12 protein-coding genes are annotated in these 18944 nt (G+C 41.4%); 8 read left to right on the top strand and 4 right to left on the bottom strand.

Annotated elements, in window-relative coordinates; all coding sequences use genetic code 11:
* The first annotated feature begins 39 nt into the window (after positions 1-39).
* On the top strand, positions 40-738 hold the full coding sequence (locus GEZ89_RS06580; protein ID WP_153225419.1) for a GntR family transcriptional regulator: 699 nt from the start codon (positions 40-42) through the stop codon (positions 736-738).
* Between the two features lie 238 nt (positions 739-976).
* On the top strand, positions 977-2167 hold the full coding sequence (gene metK / locus GEZ89_RS06575) for a methionine adenosyltransferase (protein WP_153225418.1): 1191 nt from the start codon (positions 977-979) through the stop codon (positions 2165-2167).
* Between the two features lie 65 nt (positions 2168-2232).
* Here the strand turns inward: metK and GEZ89_RS06570 are convergent, their stop codons facing one another.
* The 4 genes from GEZ89_RS06570 to GEZ89_RS06555 all read right to left on the bottom strand — a co-directional run bounded on the left by GEZ89_RS06570 (position 2233) and on the right by GEZ89_RS06555 (position 6010).
* A complete protein-coding gene (locus GEZ89_RS06570) occupies positions 2233-2532 on the bottom strand; it encodes a DUF1827 family protein (RefSeq protein WP_153225417.1) in 300 nt (99 codons plus the stop codon).
* A 63-nt stretch (positions 2533-2595) separates the two neighbouring features.
* Complete coding sequence (locus GEZ89_RS06565) at positions 2596-3045, bottom strand: NUDIX hydrolase (protein ID WP_045762885.1); 450 nt, start codon at positions 3043-3045, stop codon at positions 2596-2598.
* Between the two features lie 88 nt (positions 3046-3133).
* Positions 3134-5383, bottom strand: coding sequence for an ATP-dependent Clp protease ATP-binding subunit (locus tag GEZ89_RS06560; RefSeq protein WP_153225416.1), 2250 nt, complete (start codon positions 5381-5383; stop codon positions 3134-3136).
* 396 nt (positions 5384-5779) lie between these two features.
* Complete coding sequence (locus tag GEZ89_RS06555; RefSeq protein ID WP_000443576.1) at positions 5780-6010, bottom strand: DUF1797 family protein; 231 nt, start codon at positions 6008-6010, stop codon at positions 5780-5782.
* Between the two features lie 196 nt (positions 6011-6206).
* Here GEZ89_RS06555 and GEZ89_RS06550 point away from each other — a divergent pair, with 196 nt between their 5' ends.
* The 6 genes from GEZ89_RS06550 (at position 6207) to GEZ89_RS06525 (ending at position 18923) form a co-directional block, all read left to right on the top strand.
* A complete protein-coding gene (locus GEZ89_RS06550; protein WP_153225415.1) occupies positions 6207-6890 on the top strand; it encodes an amino acid ABC transporter permease in 684 nt (227 codons plus the stop codon).
* The gene (locus tag GEZ89_RS06545; RefSeq protein WP_153225414.1) at positions 6890-7624 is read left to right on the top strand and encodes an amino acid ABC transporter ATP-binding protein; all 735 of its coding nucleotides are present in this window, start codon (positions 6890-6892) and stop codon (positions 7622-7624) included. Before GEZ89_RS06550 ends, GEZ89_RS06545 begins: the two co-directional genes overlap by 1 nt.
* A 132-nt stretch (positions 7625-7756) precedes the next feature.
* Positions 7757-8611: a bifunctional methylenetetrahydrofolate dehydrogenase/methenyltetrahydrofolate cyclohydrolase gene (locus GEZ89_RS06540; protein WP_228113873.1), complete on the top strand. Its 855-nt coding sequence runs from the start codon at positions 7757-7759 to the stop codon at positions 8609-8611.
* Positions 8612-8856: 245 nt separating this feature from the next.
* On the top strand, positions 8857-16968 hold the full coding sequence (locus tag GEZ89_RS06535; RefSeq protein ID WP_153225412.1) for an SIALI-17 repeat-containing surface protein: 8112 nt from the start codon (positions 8857-8859) through the stop codon (positions 16966-16968).
* Between the two features lie 278 nt (positions 16969-17246).
* Positions 17247-18071, top strand: a complete 825-nt coding sequence (locus GEZ89_RS06530) for a phosphate ABC transporter ATPase (RefSeq protein ID WP_153225411.1) — start codon at positions 17247-17249, stop codon at positions 18069-18071.
* 3 nt (positions 18072-18074) lie between these two features.
* Positions 18075-18923, top strand: coding sequence for an NAD(P)H-hydrate dehydratase (locus tag GEZ89_RS06525; RefSeq protein ID WP_153225410.1), 849 nt, complete (start codon positions 18075-18077; stop codon positions 18921-18923).
* Positions 18924-18944 lie beyond the last annotated feature (21 nt).

Raw genomic sequence — 18944 nt, 5'->3', positions numbered from 1 at the left:
GGGTACAATGGAAAAAATAAAGAAAAGAAGTGAGCATGCATGTTACCAGCTTATATGAAAATTCATGACCAAATCAAAAAAGGTATTGACGAGGGAAATTGGAAAATTGGAGAAAGACTTCCAAGTGAGCGAGACTTAGCTGAGGAATTTGAGGTTAGCCGTATGACCCTGCGTCAAGCCATCTCCCTTTTGGTCGAGGAAGGAGTTTTGGAGCGTCGTGTGGGTAGCGGGACCTTTGTTTCTAGTACTCGTGTTCAGGAAAAAATGCGTGGAACGACTAGTTTTACGGAAATTGTGAAGGCTCAGGGGAAAACACCATCGAGTCATCTGATTTCCTATCGTCGAACTATTCCTAATGAGCAAGAAGTTGAAAAATTAGGGATCAAGACCACTGAAAATATTATTCGGATGGAACGTGTTCGTTATGCAGATCAAGTTCCGGTAGTCTACGAGGTGGCTTCTATACCTGAGAAATTTATCAAAAATTTCAAGAAAGAAGAAGTAACCAAGCACTTCTTTCAAACCTTACAGAAACATGGTTATCGGATTGGTAAATCTCACCAGACTATTTATGCTCGCTTAGCCAAGGAAAAGATTGCTCATTATCTGGAAGTAGAAAAGGGGCATGCTATTTTAGGACTGACTCAGGTTTCTTACTTTGATGACGGTACAGCTTTTGAGTATGTAAAGAGCCAATATGTCGGAGAACGTTTTGAGTTTTATCTAGAAAATAATTAGTTTTTAAGAAATCTCTTGAAGTTGGGAATCCTATCCACTTTAAGAGTTTTTATTTGGTTAAGATTAGAAAACAGTTTCCGATTAAGAAAAATAGTAATCATACGAGTATTTTTTAAAGATTCGTGTTATAATAGTTAGGTTATATGGTCCCGATAAGGTGGTAGTGAAGGTCGTTTATCGATTCTCTACCAGTACTTTGTAACTCTATAACGAATATTTTTTAAGGGGGGACATTTTTATGTCAGAACGTAAATTATTCACGTCTGAATCTGTATCTGAGGGGCACCCAGATAAGATTGCAGACCAAATTTCAGATGCTATCTTGGATGCTATTTTAGAGCAGGATCCAGAAGCCCACGTTGCTGCTGAAACAGCTGTTTATACTGGTTCAGTGCATGTCTTTGGTGAAATTTCAACTACTGCTTATGTAGATATTAACCGTGTAGTTCGTGATACCATTGCAGAGATCGGTTATACCAATACTGAGTATGGATTCTCAGCTGAAACAGTAGGAGTTCATCCATCATTGGTAGAGCAATCTCCAGATATCGCCCAAGGGGTTAATGAAGCCTTGGAAGTTCGTGGAAACGCAGATCAAGATCCACTTGATTTGATTGGAGCTGGAGACCAAGGTCTCATGTTTGGTTTTGCGGTTAATGAAACTGAAGAACTCATGCCACTTCCAATCTCACTCAGCCACAAGTTGGTTCGTCGTTTGGCAGAACTTCGTAAGTCTGGTGAAATTAGCTATCTTCGTCCAGATGCTAAATCACAAGTTACTGTTGAATATGATGAAAATGACCAGCCAGTGCGCGTGGATACAGTCGTTATTTCAACTCAACACGATCCAGAAGTGAGCAACGACCAAATCCATGAAGATGTGATTAACAAGGTTATTAAAGAAGTGATTCCAGCTTCTTATCTTGACGACGAAACTAAATTCTTCATCAATCCAACAGGTCGTTTCGTTATCGGAGGACCTCAAGGAGACTCAGGTTTGACTGGCCGTAAGATTATCGTGGATACCTATGGTGGCTACTCTCGTCATGGTGGTGGTGCCTTCTCTGGTAAGGATGCGACTAAGGTTGACCGTTCAGCTTCTTATGCAGCTCGCTACATTGCAAAAAACATCGTTGCTGCAGGTCTCGCTAAGAAAGCAGAAGTTCAATTGGCTTATGCCATTGGTGTAGCTCAACCTGTATCTGTTCGTATCGATACCTTCGGTACTGGAACAGTAGCTGAAAGCAAGCTTGAAAAAGCAGCGCGTCAAATCTTTGACCTTCGTCCAGCAGGAATCATCCAAATGCTTGATCTCAAACGTCCAATCTACCGTCAAACTGCGGCTTATGGACACATGGGACGTACAGATATCGATCTTCCATGGGAACGCTTGGATAAGGTTGATGCCTTGAAAGAAGCAGTTAAATAATATTAAAAAAGATTGGTAAAACTACCAATCTTTTTGCATATAAAAACCAGTTGTTGAACTGGTTTTTATTTTGTTGGGATTGAGATTTCAATCAATTTTTCAGAGTAGAGGGTCTTGATATTAGCTTCATCGATATTTTGCTTTTCGATCTTGCGATTCAAGAAAAATTCTTGGATTTTTTCCATTTCTTGTTCGCGGATAGCACGATGTTTATTGGAAATGAGGATTTCATAATGAAGCGGTGCCTGAGTAAAGATAACATCAGTGTTGCCTGCAGAGTAGACTTCTACGAGTGTAGCGTCGGTACTCTCCAGTTGGCTTTTAACAAGGTTTGAGTGAGAATTAGTAGTGTTGATGAGCTTCATAGGCTTTCCTCCTGTGTTTCTATTTCTATTATAGCACTTTTTGGAAAAATTGGAAAAGTTAATTTAAACTTGATGCTGTTTTTTCCAAGCTTCAATTGCCCATTTATGACTGCCACGTTTTAAGTTAGCAATGGCTTCATCGATTGGGAACCAAGCTAGATGATTGAAGTCCTCCAAAGGTTTTTGGATTTCTTGATAAGAAGTAGCTTCGTAGAGATAGGCTGGATTGTAGTAGTAAGTATCACGATGGCTGGAATAGAAATACTCATCTGCTTGTCCATAATAAGTGCCAATCTCAGCTGTAAAACCTAATTCTTCAATCAGTTCTCGTTTGAGAGCTTCAAAATGATCTTCACCTGCTTCAATCTCGCCACCAGGCAAGAACCATGCACCATTTGGAGCTTGAACGAGGATAATCTTTTCATGTGCTGAGTCAGGGATGACTGCATAAACACCATATCTAGTTTTGTAGGTTACACCCTCTTTTTTTTCTCCAAAGGTTGGATTTGTCATAAATTTCTCCTTTATGTGTGCGCTTTCTTTCTATCATATTAAAGAATGCTCTTACTGTCAAGTAAGAACATTCTTTTAGTATGTGGAATTAGTCATTTGAGTCAACTGTTTCCAATTTATTTTTTGATTTAATCATGATTTTACCATTGCTAGTCATGACGGCTTTGAGATTTTTCTCGCTTGGATTTTCAAGGTAGTAGTCCGTAATGGCATCTTCGATGTAGTCTTGGATGGTACGACGGAGTGGGCGAGCTCCCATTTTTGGATCGTAACCAAGGTCTACAAGTTTTTCTTTAACCTTATCTGTTACATCCAAATGGATGTTATTGCTTGAGAGTCGTTTATTGACATCATCTAACATGAGGTCAACGATTTGAAGGAGATTTTCCTTGCTGAGAGCCTTGAATTCAATAATACCATCAAAACGGTTCATGAATTCGGGGCTGAAAAAGTTACCGAGTTCACCTAGAACAGAGTTGGTACGACCTTCTCGAGCAGCACCAAATCCAACACTAGCTTCTGCCTTACCTGTACCTGCATTTGAGGTCATGATAATGATAGCGTCTTTAAAGCTAACAGTTCGTCCTTGACCATCCGTTAAACGACCATCGTCCAAGACTTGAAGGAACATATGCATAACATCTGGATGGGCTTTTTCAACTTCATCCAAGAGGATCAGTGAGTAGGGGTTACGACGAACTTTTTCAGTCAATTGTCCAGCTTCATCGTAGCCAACATAACCTGGAGGGGCACCAACGAGTTTAGCCACGCTGTGTTTTTCCATGTATTCACTCATGTCAAAGCGAATCATGCTGTCAGCAGAACCAAAGAGTTCGATGGCCAGCTGTTTAGAAAGTTCGGTTTTACCGACACCGGTAGGACCAACAAAGAGGAAGCTACCGATTGGACGGTTTGGAGTACCGAGTCCAACACGGTTCCGACGGATAGCCTTGGCGATCTTATCAACTGCATCATCTTGTCCAATAACATGAGCCTTGAGGTCATCTGCTAGGTTGATCAGTTGAGATTGTTCTTTTTCTTTCAAATCACCAACTGGAATATTAGTTTTTTGTTCGATGATGTGTTCGATTGTCTTTTCGCTGATGATTGGGGTATCCTGATCCGTTACCTTAGTCTTTTGCATTTCCTTATACTTGGCAATCTGGTCACGGAAGTAGGCTGCTTTTTCAAAATCTTCATCGCGGGTTGCTTGTGCCTTGAGATTTTCTGCTTCGATTAAGCGTTGGTCGATGACCTTAGGATCTACAAAATTCAAGGTTAAGTTCATTTTTGAACCAGCTTCATCTAGGAGGTCAATGGCCTTGTCTGGCAAGAAACGATCTTGGATGTAGCGGTTAGAAAGGGTAGCGGCCGCTTCGATAGCCCCATCAGTATAGTGAACATGATGGTAATCTTCGTATTTCTTTTGGATACCTTTCAGGATAATAATGGTTTCTTCCACAGTTGGTTCATCAACTTTGACAGGTTGCATACGACGTTCAAGGGCAGCATCTTTTTCGATGATGCGATATTCATTGAGGGTAGTAGCACCAACCAGTTGGAGTTCGCCACGAGCGAGAGCTGGTTTGAGGATATTTCCTGCATCCATATTCCCTTCTCCTGCTGAACCAGCACCGACAATTTCATGAATTTCGTCAATGAAGAGAATAACATCCTCGCGCTCACGAATTTCCTCCATAAGTTTTTGCATGCGCTCTTCGAACTGCCCACGAATTCCTGTGCCTTGGACAAGACTCACGACGTCTAGGCGGATGACTTCTTTTCCTTGAAGCTTATGAGGAACATCACCGTCTACAATTTTTTGAGCCAAGCCTTCAACAACAGCTGTCTTACCAACACCAGGTTCACCGATAAGGACAGGATTGTTTTTGGTTCTACGGTTGAGAATTTCAATAACACGGATGATTTCTTCATCACGACCGATAACAGGGTCGACATTTCCACGACGTGCAATCTCAGTTACATTGATACCGTACTCTTCCAAGAGTCCTTTTTCTTGACTAGGTGGAGGAGTTTGAACTGGCCCACGATTTTGAGGACCGTACCCACCGTTTCCTCCGTATCCTCCACCTGACTGGGTTGGGGGAACATTGTTATTTGAAGAGGGTCTAAAGTTGTTGAGATCGTTAAAGAAATCTCCAAAGGGATCAAAATCACGGTTGTTTAAATCTGTAATGCCCTTGAATAAGCTATTGTTAGGATCTGTTTTGATAATTTTGTAGCAATTTTGACAAAGGTCGATTTGCTTTTGTTGTCCATTGAGATTGGTATAAAGATGAATCGTTGAGTCATTGATTTTACAGTTTTGACAGAGCATACCGCCACCTCATTTCTTTCTTAGTCTTGACTAAATCTAAAAGGTCAAAAATAGTCAAACAAGTATATAATTTAATTATATCATGATTATTGGGCAATTCAAGTAAAAAGATTGGATACTAGCACTATAAATAGTAGAGCGCTAATCTGGAGAAGATTTTGATAGCAAGAAAAAAATCCTATTTGTCATACAAAAAGGATTCTCGTTGGTGAAAGGCGGTGGGACAGAAATCGATAGACAAAGTCTCGATTTCGTAGTCCCGGCTCCGCGAAGATGATTAGGAGTTTTGGGAGTCTAAAAGACGAACGAAAAGTCCAATCAGCTACCGCGTCAAAGTTTGATTGCTAATAAAAAGTGAGGTCGGGATCTTTTGTCCCAACCTCTGTATATCTATTATTAGTATAGAAGTTCGTAAATTTCCATCGCAATCAAGTCGATGCTGTCAAAAGTATATGTTTCACGAGCTTCAACATCACGAAGTGTAAAGATTGGGCCATTTTCTTCATCATGGTTAAAAGCAACTTCAGCTACAACAACTCCCTCGCGCTCAAAGTTACGTTTTAAGTTACCACCATCTTTTGTCATTGCTTCTAGGCGGTTGATGATTCTAACCAAATGTGATTCCATTTTGATTCTCCTCCATTTCTTATCGTTACTATTTTACCATAAAGAGTATCCACTTGACTAGAAAAAACTAAGATTTCTCGCTATTTCTGTTTTCTTTGAAATTTTATTGAAAATAAAAGGAAAAATATTGAATTTTTATTCAAAACATGTTATACTCATACAAGTTTTAAGTTAGAAATTAGAAAGTAGTGGATTTATGAATTTTTCTTTTTTACCTAAATATCTGCCATATTTTAACTATGGTGCTCTCGTAACAGTCTTGATCTCTGTTTTGGTTGTCTTTTTTGGGACAATTTTAGGAGTAGTCTTGGCTTTTGCTCAACGTTCAAAAATGAAGCCCATAGCTTGGCTTGCCAATGTTTATATTTGGATTTTCCGTGGAACACCTATGATGGTACAGATCATGATTGCTTTTGCTCTTATGCATATCAATGCTCCGACAATTCAGATTGGAGTTTTGGGAGTTGATTTTTCACGTTTGATTCCAGGGATTATCATTATCTCTATGAATAGTGGTGCCTATGTATCAGAAACAGTTCGTGCTGGTATCAATGCAGTACCTAAAGGTCAATTAGAGGCGGCTTACTCTCTAGGGATTCGTCCTAAAAATGCCATGCGCTATGTCATCTTGCCACAGGCTATCAAGAATATCTTGCCAGCCTTGGGGAATGAGTTTATTACCATTATCAAGGATAGTTCACTCTTGTCAGCAATCGGTGTTATGGAATTGTGGAATGGAGCTACTACGGTGTCAACAACCACCTACTTGCCTTTAACTCCACTCTTATTTGCTGCCTTTTACTACTTGATTATGACCTCTATCTTGACACTAGCCTTGAAAGCTTTTGAAAATCGTATGGGACAAGGAGAGAAAAAATAATGACTGAAACGCTTATAAAAATTGAAAACCTTCATAAAAACTTTGGGAAGAATGAAGTTTTAAAAGGGATTGATCTTAAAATCAAAAAAGGGGAAGTTGTGGTGATTATCGGACCATCTGGTAGCGGTAAGTCAACCCTCCTTCGCTCTATGAATCTCCTCGAAGAAGCGACAAAAGGAAAGGTTATCTTTGAAGGAGTAGACATTACAGATAAGAAAAACGACCTCTTTGCCATGCGTGAAAAGATGGGAATGGTTTTCCAACAGTTCAATCTCTTCCCAAATATGACAGTTATGGAAAACATTACACTTTCTCCAATTAAGACTAAGGGAGAAAGTAAGGAAGTGGCTGAAAAGAGAGCGCATGAGCTCTTGGAGAAGGTTGGTTTGCCAGATAAGGCCGATGCCTATCCACAAAGCTTGTCGGGCGGGCAACAACAGCGTATCGCTATCGCGCGTGGTCTAGCCATGGAACCAGATGTTTTGCTATTTGATGAACCGACTTCTGCCCTAGACCCAGAAATGGTAGGGGAAGTACTAGCGGTTATGCAAGAACTTGCCAAGTCAGGTATGACCATGGTCATCGTGACGCATGAGATGGGTTTTGCGCGTGAAGTGGCAGACCGTGTCATCTTTATGGCTGACGGTGTTGTTGTCGAAGATGGAACTCCAGAGCAGGTCTTTGAACAAACCCAAGAACAAAGAACCAAGGAGTTTTTGAGTAAGGTTTTGTAAGAATATCATGAAAAGCTCCAAGTGGGCTTTTTCTTATAGTTTCAGACTATAGGGTATCTTAGGTAAGAAGTGTTAGAAGGTCGAGCGTTTTTTTGTTATAATAGAGGATATTTGTTAGAAAAGAGAAAACACATGACACAGATTATTGATGGCAAGGCTTTAGCAGCCAAGCTACAAGGACAATTGGCTGAAAAGACTGCGAAATTGAAGGAAGAGACAGGTTTGGTGCCTGGTTTGGTGGTTATTTTGGTTGGGGACAATCCAGCCAGTCAGGTTTACGTTCGTAACAAGGAACGTTCAGCGATAGCTGCAGGTTTCCAAAGTGAAGTTGTGAGAGTTCCTGAAACCATTACCCAAGAGGAATTGTTGGATTTGATTGCCAAATACAATCAAGATCCAGCTTGGCATGGTATTTTGGTGCAGTTACCATTACCAAAACACATCGATGAAGAAGCTGTTTTATTGGCTATTGATCCAGAAAAGGACGTGGATGGTTTTCATCCGCTCAACATGGGGCGCCTTTGGTCTGGTCATCCAGTTATGATCCCTTCAACTCCAGCTGGCATCATGGAAATGTTTCACGAGTATGGGATTGAACTAGAAGGTAAGAATGCAGTTGTCATTGGTCGTTCTAATATTGTCGGTAAACCAATGGCCCAGTTGTTATTAGCTAAGAATGCAACTGTAACCTTGACCCACTCACGAACACACAATCTTGCCAAGGTAGCTTCTAAGGCCGATATTCTTGTCGTAGCAATCGGTCGTGCTAAGTTTGCGACTGCTGACTTTGTCAAATCTGGGGCTGTTGTTATTGATGTGGGGATGAACCGAGATGAAAATGGCAAGCTCTGTGGAGATGTTGACTATGATGCCGTTGCACCAATCGCTAGCCATATCACACCTGTACCTGGTGGAGTTGGACCTATGACCATTACTATGTTGATGGAGCAGACTTATCAGGCGGCATTGCGTAGTTTGGATAGATAATACAAGCATTGATTTTATATAGTGAAGAAACAAGTTCTAAAAAACGAACTTGTTTTTTCTTGCACTTATTTTAATAAAATTACAGTAAAACTTCTACAAATTATTGAAAATCTTCTACTATTTTGATATATTAAGGTTAACAATATTTATATCTAAAAATTTAGTGGGCGTTCTGGGAGGAGGTTTATTTTTTAGCAAAGAATGTAATCGCTTACTAAATATATAAGAAAGGAAAACAGGATTTAATGGATAAGAGATTTTTTGAAAAACGCTGTCATTTTAGTATTCGTAAATTCGCCATTGGTGCGGCTTCGGTTATGATTGGAGCTAGTATATTTGGTCTTCAGGTAGCGCAAGCTGCGGAAACTGAAACAACTAGTCCCAGCGAAGAAACGATTCACCAAGTTCAACCTTTAGATAAGCTTCCAGATGATCATGTTGTGGCCGTTGCAAAAGCTGAGCAAAATGGCCCACAAGATTCAGCTACTGGAGAAGAAAATGATGCGGTTGAAGCAGCAAAACCAGTAACTGAAGAAAAGATGACTGAGGCTACAAGTCCTAAGGAAGAAAAGGAAGCAGAAGTAGTTAGCCCTAAAAAAGACAAAGTTGAAAAAACTGAAAAACCTGCTACTGAAGTGGACGGGAAAGAGTCTACAGATTCAGAAGCAAGTTCTGACAAGCCAGCAGTTCGAGAAGAACATACTGCTAAACCTAATCAGAATAAACCTGTAACGGACGATAAAAGCAAGGAAGAAAAAGCTTCTGCAAGTGAATTGCCTCAAGCCACAAAAGAGAAGGAAAAAGAAGACCAACTTTTACAGGAAAGAAAACAAAATTTCAACAAAGACTGGTATTTTAAACTAAACGCTCAGGGTGATTTTTCTAAGAAAGATGTGGATGTTCATGACTGGTCTAAGTTGAACCTTCCTCATGACTGGAGTATCTATTTTGATTTCGATCACAAGTCTCCTGCTCGTAATGAAGGTGGTCAACTAAATGGTGGTACTGCCTGGTATCGTAAGACCTTCACGGTTGATGAAGCTGCTAAGGATAAAGATGTTCGTATTAATTTTGATGGAGTTTACATGGACTCCAAGGTCTATGTCAATGGTAAATTTGTAGGTCATTATCCAAGTGGTTACAATCATTTTTCATATGATATCACTGAATTTTTAAATAAGGATGGTAGTGAAAATACCATTGCGGTCCAAGTTACCAATAAACAGCCAAGTAGTCGATGGTACTCAGGAAGTGGGATCTATCGCGATGTGACACTTAGCTATCGTGACAAGGTGCAAGTGGCTGAAAATGGAAACCATATTACAACTCCAAAATTGGCTGAACAAAAAGATGGCAATGTTGAAACACAAATTCAAAGCAAGATAAAAAACACTGCCAAGACTTTAGCCAAGGTATTTGTGGAGCAACAGATTTTTACTAAGGAAGGTAAGGCTGTCTCAGATTTGGTTCGTTCTGTAACTAAGAGTCTATCAGGAAATGAGACAGCAGACTTTAAACAAACGATCTTGGTTAACAAGCCAACTCTCTGGACAACGAAAAGTTATAATCCTCAACTCTATGTTCTTAAAACAAAGGTTTATAATGAAGGTCAGCTAGTTGATGTAACAGAAGATACTTTTGGTTATCGTTATTTCAACTGGACAGCTAAGGAAGGATTCTCTCTTAATGGCGAGAGAATGAAATTCCATGGAGTTAGTATCCACCATGATAACGGTGCCTTGGGGGCAGAAGAAAACTATAAGGCAACCTACCGTAAATTAAAACTCCTGAAAGATATGGGAGTTAACTCTATCCGTACAACCCACAATCCAGCAAGTCCACAGTTGCTTGATGCTGCGGCAAGTCTAGGACTTTTGGTCCAAGAAGAAGCCTTTGATACTTGGTATCGTGGCAAGAAAACGTATGACTATGGACGTTTCTTTGACCAAGATGCAACTCACCCAGAAGCTAAGAAGGGTGAGAAGTGGTCTGATTTTGACCTTAGAACCATGGTTGAACGTGATAAAAATAATCCATCTATCGTTATGTGGTCACTCGGTAACGAAGTTGATGAAGCAGATGGTGGTGAGCGCTCTCTAGAAACAGCTAAGCGTTTGAAAGCCATCATCAAAGCAATTGATACAGAACGTTATGTGACTATGGGTGAAAACAAATTCAGTCGTAGATCAAGCGGCTTGTTCTTAGAATTAGCAGCAATCATGGATGCTGTTGGTATGAACTATGGGGAACGGAATTATGATGCGGTTCGTAAGGAACATCCAGATTGGTTGATTTATGGTTCTGAAACCTCTTCAGCGACTCGAACTCGAGATTCTTATTTTGATCCTGCTCATTTACTCTGGCACGACAATCGCCCAAATCGTCACTATGAACAATCAGACTATGGTAATGACCGTGTAGCCTGGGGTAGAACAGCTACTGAATCTTGGACTTTTGACCGTGATCGTGCTGGCTATGCAGGTCAGTTCATCTGGACTGGTTTTGACTATATCGGTGAACCTACACCATGGCATAACCAAGATAATACACCAGTAAAAAGCTCTTATTTTGGTATCATTGATACGGCAGGCTTGCCTAAGAATGATTTCTATCTCTACCGTAGTGAATGGTATAGTGCCAAAGAAAAACCAACTGTTCGTATCATGCCTCACTGGAATTGGACTGAAGAAACGCTCAAGGAACGTAATATGCTGGTCAATGGTAAGGTTCCAGTTCGGACCTTCTCAAATGCCGCCAGCGTAGAATTGTTCTTGAACAATGAATCCCTTGGTAAGAAGGAATTTGTTAAGAAAACAACTGAAGATGGTCGCCCTTATCACGAGGGAGCTAAACCAAGTGAATTGTACCTTGAGTGGTTGGTGGACTATAAACCAGGTACCTTAACAGCTATTGCTCGTGATGAAAATGGCAAAGAAATTGCGCGTGACAGTGTGACAACAGCAGGGGAGCCAGCTAGAGTTCGTCTCACCAAGGAAGAACATGTCATTACTGCAGACGGTAAAGATTTGTCTTATATCCATTATGAAATCGTTGATGAAGACGGCAATGTTGTACCAACTGCCAATAATCTTGTTCATTTCAATCTTCATGGCCAAGGCCAAATCGTCGGTGTGGACAATGGGGAACAAGCTAGCCGTGAACGTTATAAGGCTCAGAAAGATGGTACATGGCAAAGAAAAGCCTTCAATGGTAAAGGTGTTGTCATTGTAAAATCGACTGAAAAAGAAGGTAAATTCACTCTTTATGCGGATTCTGCAGGTTTAGCCTCTGATCATGCAACAGTCACAACCGTTTCAGGCAAGAAAGAAAATCGCCATTTTGTTGCTTTTGCCCCTGTGAAAGCAAGAACTGATGTCAGCGAAAATCCTAAATTGCCAGAGACTGTGACAGCTATTTATAGCGATGGTAGTGTCGAAGAAAAAGCTGTGACTTGGGACATCCCAGAAGATCTCCTTTCAAGTGCTGGTGAGAAAAAAGTTCTTGGTAGTGTGGAAGGTCTCGAAACCAAGGCTGAAGCTCTTGTTAAGGTGGTTGCACTCGATAAGTGGTTGCCTAAGGTAGCAACAGTCCCAGTGGGAACAGCAGCAGAAGATTTGGATAAAACGGTAACAGCTGTTTTATCAGATGGTAACTTAGTTGATGCGGAAGTCGTTTCTTGGACCTTGAAAGATCCATCTGCCTTGACAAAAGAAGGTGGACGTACCGAAGCAACTGGTAAATTGGAAGGCAATGACTACGAGGTTACGGCAACCTTTATCGCGAGTGATCAGGAAACAGAAAATACGGTTACAGGTCTCACGGTTGGAGATAAGACTCTTGAAAACTTTGAGCCTGGAAAGACCTACTACCGAGTATCCCTTCCTTATACTGCTAAAATCCCAAGTGTTGGAGCACAGACAACAGGCTATCAGGTAACCGTTCAACAAGCTTCAGCAGCTAATGATTATCAGGCTTCTGTATTCTTGAGTGACCAGAAGGGCGATTTAGTTCAAACTTACTTGATTCAATTTGTGAAAGAAGCGCCTGCCTTGACACGCTTGGAAGTAAGCGTTGAAGGAAAAGAGACTGCAACAGAAGACCAAGTTCTCCCTTATCATGTCATTGGGCACTACGAAGATGGTACACAAACTGAATTTTCAGCGTCAGATATCCATTTGGAAGCTAAGTCAGCTGATGGTGGACATCTTGAAGTGAACGGCCAGAACTTGCTTCTTTACAAGAAAGGTAGTGTAACCCTCACTCCTCGTATTGACAATCAAACTGATAAGACTCAGTCTGTAGCAACTGAACTTGTGATAAAAGAAAATACAGTAGACAAGAAAATTGTCAAGCTGCATCCTGTTTCTATCTCTACAGATATCAATCAGCAACCGAATTTGCCTGATCAAATCGGAGCAGAATTTGACAAGGGCTTGCCTCGTAAGGTAGCTGTAACTTGGGACAAGGTAGATGTCAAAGAACTTGGTTACTATCATAGCTTTACCCTTAAAGGTCATGTCGAAGGTACAGATATTGAAGCTTTAGCAAATGTAACTGTTGAAGGTTTGCAGGTTGCAGAAGAAATCAGCCTCACTCTTCCTAAGGGTGAAACGGTTCAATTACCTGCTAGTGTTCGTGCTTATCATTCTAATGGAACAACTGTCTATAAAGATGTCCTTTGGGACAAGGTTCCTGAAAACTTGAGTCAGACTGAAGGTATCTATGAAATCAAGGGTCAATTAGTGGGTAGCCATCTAACTACCAAGGCCCATGTTCGTGTTTCTAGTCAAGTTGTTGCTGGAAATAATATCTCTAAACAGTGGACTGGTTCTCAATTGCCAGCTGCTATTGTATCCAATACGGGTGGGGATGATTCGGCAAGTACTTTGAACGACTTGACAGTTTCAAGAGCCAGTACAGATGTTAAGAATCGATGGACTACATGGCAAACAGGTACTGATAATGACTGGGCATCTATCTTGTTTGGTAATTCAGGAGATTTGACCAAACGCTTTGTTGATAATCTTTCCGTTGATTTCTACACAGACGGAGCTATCGGACTTCCAAAAGAATATGTCATCGAATACTATGTCGGTCAAGAAGTTCCGGATCTTCCAAACGATGTCAATCATGCTCAAGGAGATGCGAAGCATCCATTTAACAATGCTGCCAACTGGAAGGCTGTAGAAAATCTTCACGCTCCTGGACAATTATCTGCAGGTCAAACAAACCACTTTACATTTGATAAGGTTGAAACTTATGCTGTTCGTATGCGTATGAAGAAGGCAGATGGAAAGGCTGGTGTTGGTTTAACAGAAATTACTATTTTAGGAAGTAAGGTTCCAAGTGCTACCAGCTCAGAAATTTCTATCCAAGTAGATGGTAAGAAGCTCGAACATTTCAATCCATCTAAGACAGATTATTATATTCCTCAAGCTAGCAAGGAAATCACTGCCACAGCCAGCAACAACGGTTTGGTAACGGTTGTTCCAGCAACAAGTGAAAAAGGTGCGACACGTCTTATCTTGAAAGCTGAGGATGGAACTGTTCTTAAAGAATATCGTATCTTCCGTGATGACGAAAAAGAGTCAACACAACCAGCAGCTGCGGAAAATAGTGCCCAGACCTTGAAAGTTGGCGATCAACTTCAATTGCCTACCGAAGTAACAGTCTACTATCCATCACAGACTGGCTGGGTTAAAGCTAACCTTGCTGTCCAATGGGATGCAGTTCCAGAACATGCGACTGCCCAAGAAGGTAACTTTGAAGTGCTTGGTCATGTTCTAGGAACAGACTTAACAACCAAGATGCAAGTAACAGTTGTTACAAAAGGTAATCAAGTTATCTCAGAAAATGCAAGCAATAATGCGACAGATTCTAAAGCCTTTGCATCTACTACAAATGATACACAAGCAGCTTCTCGGGATAAAATTTTCTATATCAACGATGGTCACTTTAACGAAGATGGACGTTGGACTAACTGGTCTCGTACTCCGAAAGATCAAGAAACATCTGTGGGAATTCTCTTTAAGAAGAATGGTCAGATTACACCTCAGTCTGTTGGAAAAGTAGCTATTCAGTTCTTTAAGGACAGTGGAACAGACGCACCAGCGACAATGGTATTAGAAAGATATGTTGGGCCTGCCTATACAGAACCAAGCACTATTTCTCGCTATGAAGAGAATGCGGATCATCCATTTAACAAGGCAGAGAACTGGCAAGAAATTCCTTATAAGGCGTCTGGAGAAATCGTGGCTGGTAAGCCAATCGAATTTACCTTTGATCCAATTCAGACAACAGCTATTCGAGCACGCATGACTCGTAAATCTACAACTAATGGTCTAGCAATGGTCGAATTTAGTGCTTACTCGCCTGCTAAAGCAAATGATGTGGAAACTCCTTCAGTGACTATTTCGGTTGCTGGAAAAGCATTAGAAAACTTTGATCCTGAGGTTTCAGATTATACAGTGAGCTTAAATGGCACTAAACCACAGGTGACTGCTCAAGCAAGTGGTCACGGTGTGACAACGGTTGTTGAGTCTAGTCAGGATAACCTTCCTACTCTTGTCCGTCTTCTTGCTAAGGATGGTAGTCTTGTCAAGGAATATCGTATTCATTTCAAACCTAGTCACCGTATAGTTCCTGAAGAAGGCGACCAAAGTCCTGTTCTCGAACGACCAAGTCTAGAAGTTGTCAAGAGCGAAATTCCATTTAAGGAAATTATTCGTGAAAACAATGACTTAGCTCAAGATGAACGTCGTGTAATCTCAGAAGGTAAGAAGGGTGAAAGAGTTGATTATGTTGAGGTTCTAGGATTTAACCGTACCACTGTTCATATAGATACGACTGAGGCGCAAGATCGAGTTGTTGAAGTTAAGGTCAAACCAGCCATTACTACTAGCAAAGGTGACGAGCCAGCTCCAGTCGTAGAAATTCCAGAATTTGATGGTGGCGTCAATGCTGCTGAAGCTGCCAAGCATGAGTTGCCAGAATACACAGATGCAATCGGGACAGCAGGTGATGAGCCAGCGCCAGTAGTAGAAGTCCCAGAATTTGAAGGTGGTGTCAATGCAGTAGAAGCCGCTAAGAATGAATTGCCAGAATACACAGATGCAATCGGCACAGTAGGCGACGAGCCAGCACCAGTGGTAGAAGTGCCAGAATTTGAGGGCGGCGTCAATGCAGTAGAAGCCGCTAAAAACGAGTTGCCAGAATACACAGAGGCAGTTGGCACAGTAGGCGATGAGCCAGCTCCAGTAGTAGAAGTGCCAGAATTTGAGGGCGGCGTCAATGCAATAGAAGCCGCTAAAAACGAGTTGCCAGAATACACAGAGGCAGTTGGCACAGTAGGCGATGAGCCAGCTCCAGTAGTAGAAATCCCAGAATTCAAGGGTGGTGTCAATGCAGTAGAGGCAGCTAAGAATGAAGTCCCAGAATTTACAGGTGGCGTCAATGCTCTAGAAGCCGCTAAGAATGAATTGCCAGAATACACAGAAGCAATCAGCACAGTAGGCGACGAACCAGCTCCTGTAGTAGAAGTGCCAGAATTTGAGGGCGGAGTCAATGCAGTAGAAGCCGCTAAAAACGAGTTGCCAGAATACACAGAAGCAATCGGCACAGTAGGCAACGAACCAGCTCCGGTAGTAGAAGTCCCAGAATTCAAGGGCGGAGTCAATGCGGTAGAGGCAGCTAAGAACGAAGTCCTAGAATTTACAGGTAGCGTTAATGCTGTGGAAGCAGCCAAGAACGAGCTGCCAGAATACACAGGAACATTGGCTACAGTGGGAAATGAGCCAGCTCCAAGTGTGGAAAAACCAGCTGCAGAGGTTCAAATCTTATCTGATAAGGAAACTGGAGTTCTGGTAGCAGGGCTATCTCAAGACTTGGATGCTAATCTCAAGCTTCAAGTTCAAAAAGTTCTACGCCAAGAATTAGCTGGTAAGCAATATGATGCTTATCAAGTGAAATTACTGGATAAAGACAACCAGATGGTTGCTCCAAAAGGTGCGGTTCTAGTAAGATTACCAGTTAAAGATCAGATTCAAGAGGTTTATCACATGAGCTTAGATCAAGGCTTGCAGGTCCAAAGGGTGACGCTAGTAGGTGACACAGTTGAATTTGTCACCAAAGATCTAGGACTTTATGCGATTGTCTATAAAGAACAAAACCAAGAACCAGTAGAATCAGATCGTGTAACTACAGTTAATGGAGAGGCCCTTGAAAATGCTTCAGGAAAAGCAAGTGCAGCAAGACTTCCAGAAACAGGTGAAACTCAATCTGATACAGCTGCCTTCCTAGCAAGCCTCAGTCTTGTTTTATCAGTGGCTCTACTAACTGTTAAACGTAAAGAAAAATAAGGCTGATAACTTCCAGCTCTTAAAAAGCTAACCATTATAAAAGAAGAGGCTGGGACAAAAGTCCTAGCCTCTCGATTGTCTTTGGATTGTCGAGCAAGACGCAGTGGTTGAGTGGGTTCTACTACGCTGATTTCATCAGCTTTTACAGCCCTGCTCAACTGTGCGGAGGTGGGACGGTGAAATCGAATTCTAACGAATTACCGATTTCTGTCCCACAGTCTTTATTAATTGGGTAGTGAGGTGTATAATTGAAGTAAGAGAATGTGAGGAGAAGGACCATGATTGTAAAAGTTTGTAATGCAGATTATAGTCTCCAGTGGGATGGGATGTATCAATTTGCTCTTGAAAACTATCCTCAGATTCAAGAATGGGAATTGGAGAAGCTAGCAAAGTTTATTGCTTATGAACAGGACCATCATCGTCAGACCATTGTGGAATGTGAGAATCTTGAATTAAAAATACAAATTCATGATTACTTGCAAGAGCATAGCTTTTTTCCTCCCTACAGACCAAGTCATCGCCTTGTAGCTTCTACCTATGATATCCAGAGGAAGTTGGTTACTTCAAATTATTGTAGTCATACTTGTACAGTTGAGGTGGCTCAGGCTATTTTTCAGACTGGAAAAATCATGTCGGCGGTAAAAGTATTTGGTAAAAGTGGGGCTGAGATAGTTACAGATAGTCGTAATGCAGCTTCTGATCCAGCAGACTATTTTGACTATATCATGTTCGGATGGTCTAATACGACTTCGGGTTACCGACTCGCTATGGAGCGTTTGTTAGGAAGGGCACCTTCTGAAGAGGAATTGCAAGAAAAGTTCATTCCTGGCGTTAGTTTTCATTTTCTGTATGAAGAATTAATTCAAGCGCCAGGTTATATCTTTGATGGCTATCATGTTGCGAAGGTAAGAGATAGTTTAGATTTGAATACCTTTCTTCATTTGTGTATCATCCCGTCAAAAGATAAGGCTTGTTTTGAAGGTTTGATTCCTTGTCAATTACAAGATAGAGTGATTTACCTAGACTATGAGGGAGAAGGGTTACAGGCTTGGAATACCAAGGTTAATCAAGTACTACATTGTAAGGATAAGTTGAAGGAGTAGTGTATGAAAGAGATTGATCAAGCTCTACTGAAAAAAGTGATCATCGAGCGTCCTCGTTCTAGTCATAAGGGAGACTACGGGCGTCTTCTCTTGATCGGTGGGACTTATCCCTATGGGGGAGCGATTATTATGGCTGCCTTAGGGGCTGTTAAAAGTGGCGCAGGCTTGGTGACAGTAGCGACGGATAAAGAGAATATTCCAGCTCTGCATAGCCATCTGCCGGAGGCCATGGCTTTTGACATTGATGATAAGCAATTACTGGAGCAACAGTTACAGAAAGCAAGTGTTGTTTTGGTCGGACCTGGACTAGTGGATGATGAGCGTGGAGAAGAGCTTCTCCAAACAGTCTTTCATTATTCAAATCAAGACCAGACCCTCATACTGGATGGTGGTGCCCTATCCATTTTTGCTAAGACGGGAATGAAATTTCCTAAGGATCAGCTTGTTTTAACTCCTCATCAAAGGGAATGGCAAGTCTTGTCAGGATTAGATTTGACTTCCCAAGGAACTGAGGAAACAGGAGAGACTTTGAAGAGATTTCCTTCAGGAACGATTTTAGTTCAAAAAGGTCCTGCGACTCGAATCTGGCAAGCTGGACAAGTTGATTGTTATCAGCTGAGTGTCGGTGGCCCCTATCAGGCAACTGGAGGCATGGGGGATACTCTGGCTGGTATGATTGCTGGCTTTGCAGGCCAATTTCCACAAGTTAGTCTCTATGAAAGAGTGACTGTAGCGACCTATCTACATTCAGCAATTGCTCAAGAACTAGCTGAGGACAATTTTGTAGTTCTGCCAACCACGATTAGTCAACATATCCTAGCCTTCATGAAGAGGATACAAAAAGACACCTGAGGTTTTGAGTCCACTGAAAAA

Source organism: Streptococcus mitis, assembly GCF_009496285.1.
In the GTDB taxonomy this organism is placed as follows: Bacteria; Bacillota; Bacilli; order Lactobacillales; family Streptococcaceae; genus Streptococcus; species Streptococcus mitis_BP.
This window is presented reverse-complemented; position numbering and strand designations above follow the sequence as displayed.

Coding starts and splice junctions, on each gene's coding strand:
- GEZ89_RS06580 (WP_153225419.1), top strand. CDS start 40: ATGTTACCAGCTTATATGAAAATTCATGACCAAATCAAAAAAGGTATT.
- metK (WP_153225418.1), top strand. CDS start 977: ATGTCAGAACGTAAATTATTCACGTCTGAATCTGTATCTGAGGGGCAC.
- GEZ89_RS06570 (WP_153225417.1), bottom strand. CDS start 2,532: ATGAAGCTCATCAACACTACTAATTCTCACTCAAACCTTGTTAAAAGC.
- GEZ89_RS06565 (WP_045762885.1), bottom strand. CDS start 3,045: ATGACAAATCCAACCTTTGGAGAAAAAAAAGAGGGTGTAACCTACAAA.
- GEZ89_RS06560 (WP_153225416.1), bottom strand. CDS start 5,383: ATGCTCTGTCAAAACTGTAAAATCAATGACTCAACGATTCATCTTTAT.
- GEZ89_RS06555 (WP_000443576.1), bottom strand. CDS start 6,010: ATGGAATCACATTTGGTTAGAATCATCAACCGCCTAGAAGCAATGACA.
- GEZ89_RS06550 (WP_153225415.1), top strand. CDS start 6,207: ATGAATTTTTCTTTTTTACCTAAATATCTGCCATATTTTAACTATGGT.
- GEZ89_RS06545 (WP_153225414.1), top strand. CDS start 6,890: ATGACTGAAACGCTTATAAAAATTGAAAACCTTCATAAAAACTTTGGG.
- GEZ89_RS06540 (WP_228113873.1), top strand. CDS start 7,757: ATGACACAGATTATTGATGGCAAGGCTTTAGCAGCCAAGCTACAAGGA.
- GEZ89_RS06535 (WP_153225412.1), top strand. CDS start 8,857: ATGGATAAGAGATTTTTTGAAAAACGCTGTCATTTTAGTATTCGTAAA.
- GEZ89_RS06530 (WP_153225411.1), top strand. CDS start 17,247: ATGATTGTAAAAGTTTGTAATGCAGATTATAGTCTCCAGTGGGATGGG.
- GEZ89_RS06525 (WP_153225410.1), top strand. CDS start 18,075: ATGAAAGAGATTGATCAAGCTCTACTGAAAAAAGTGATCATCGAGCGT.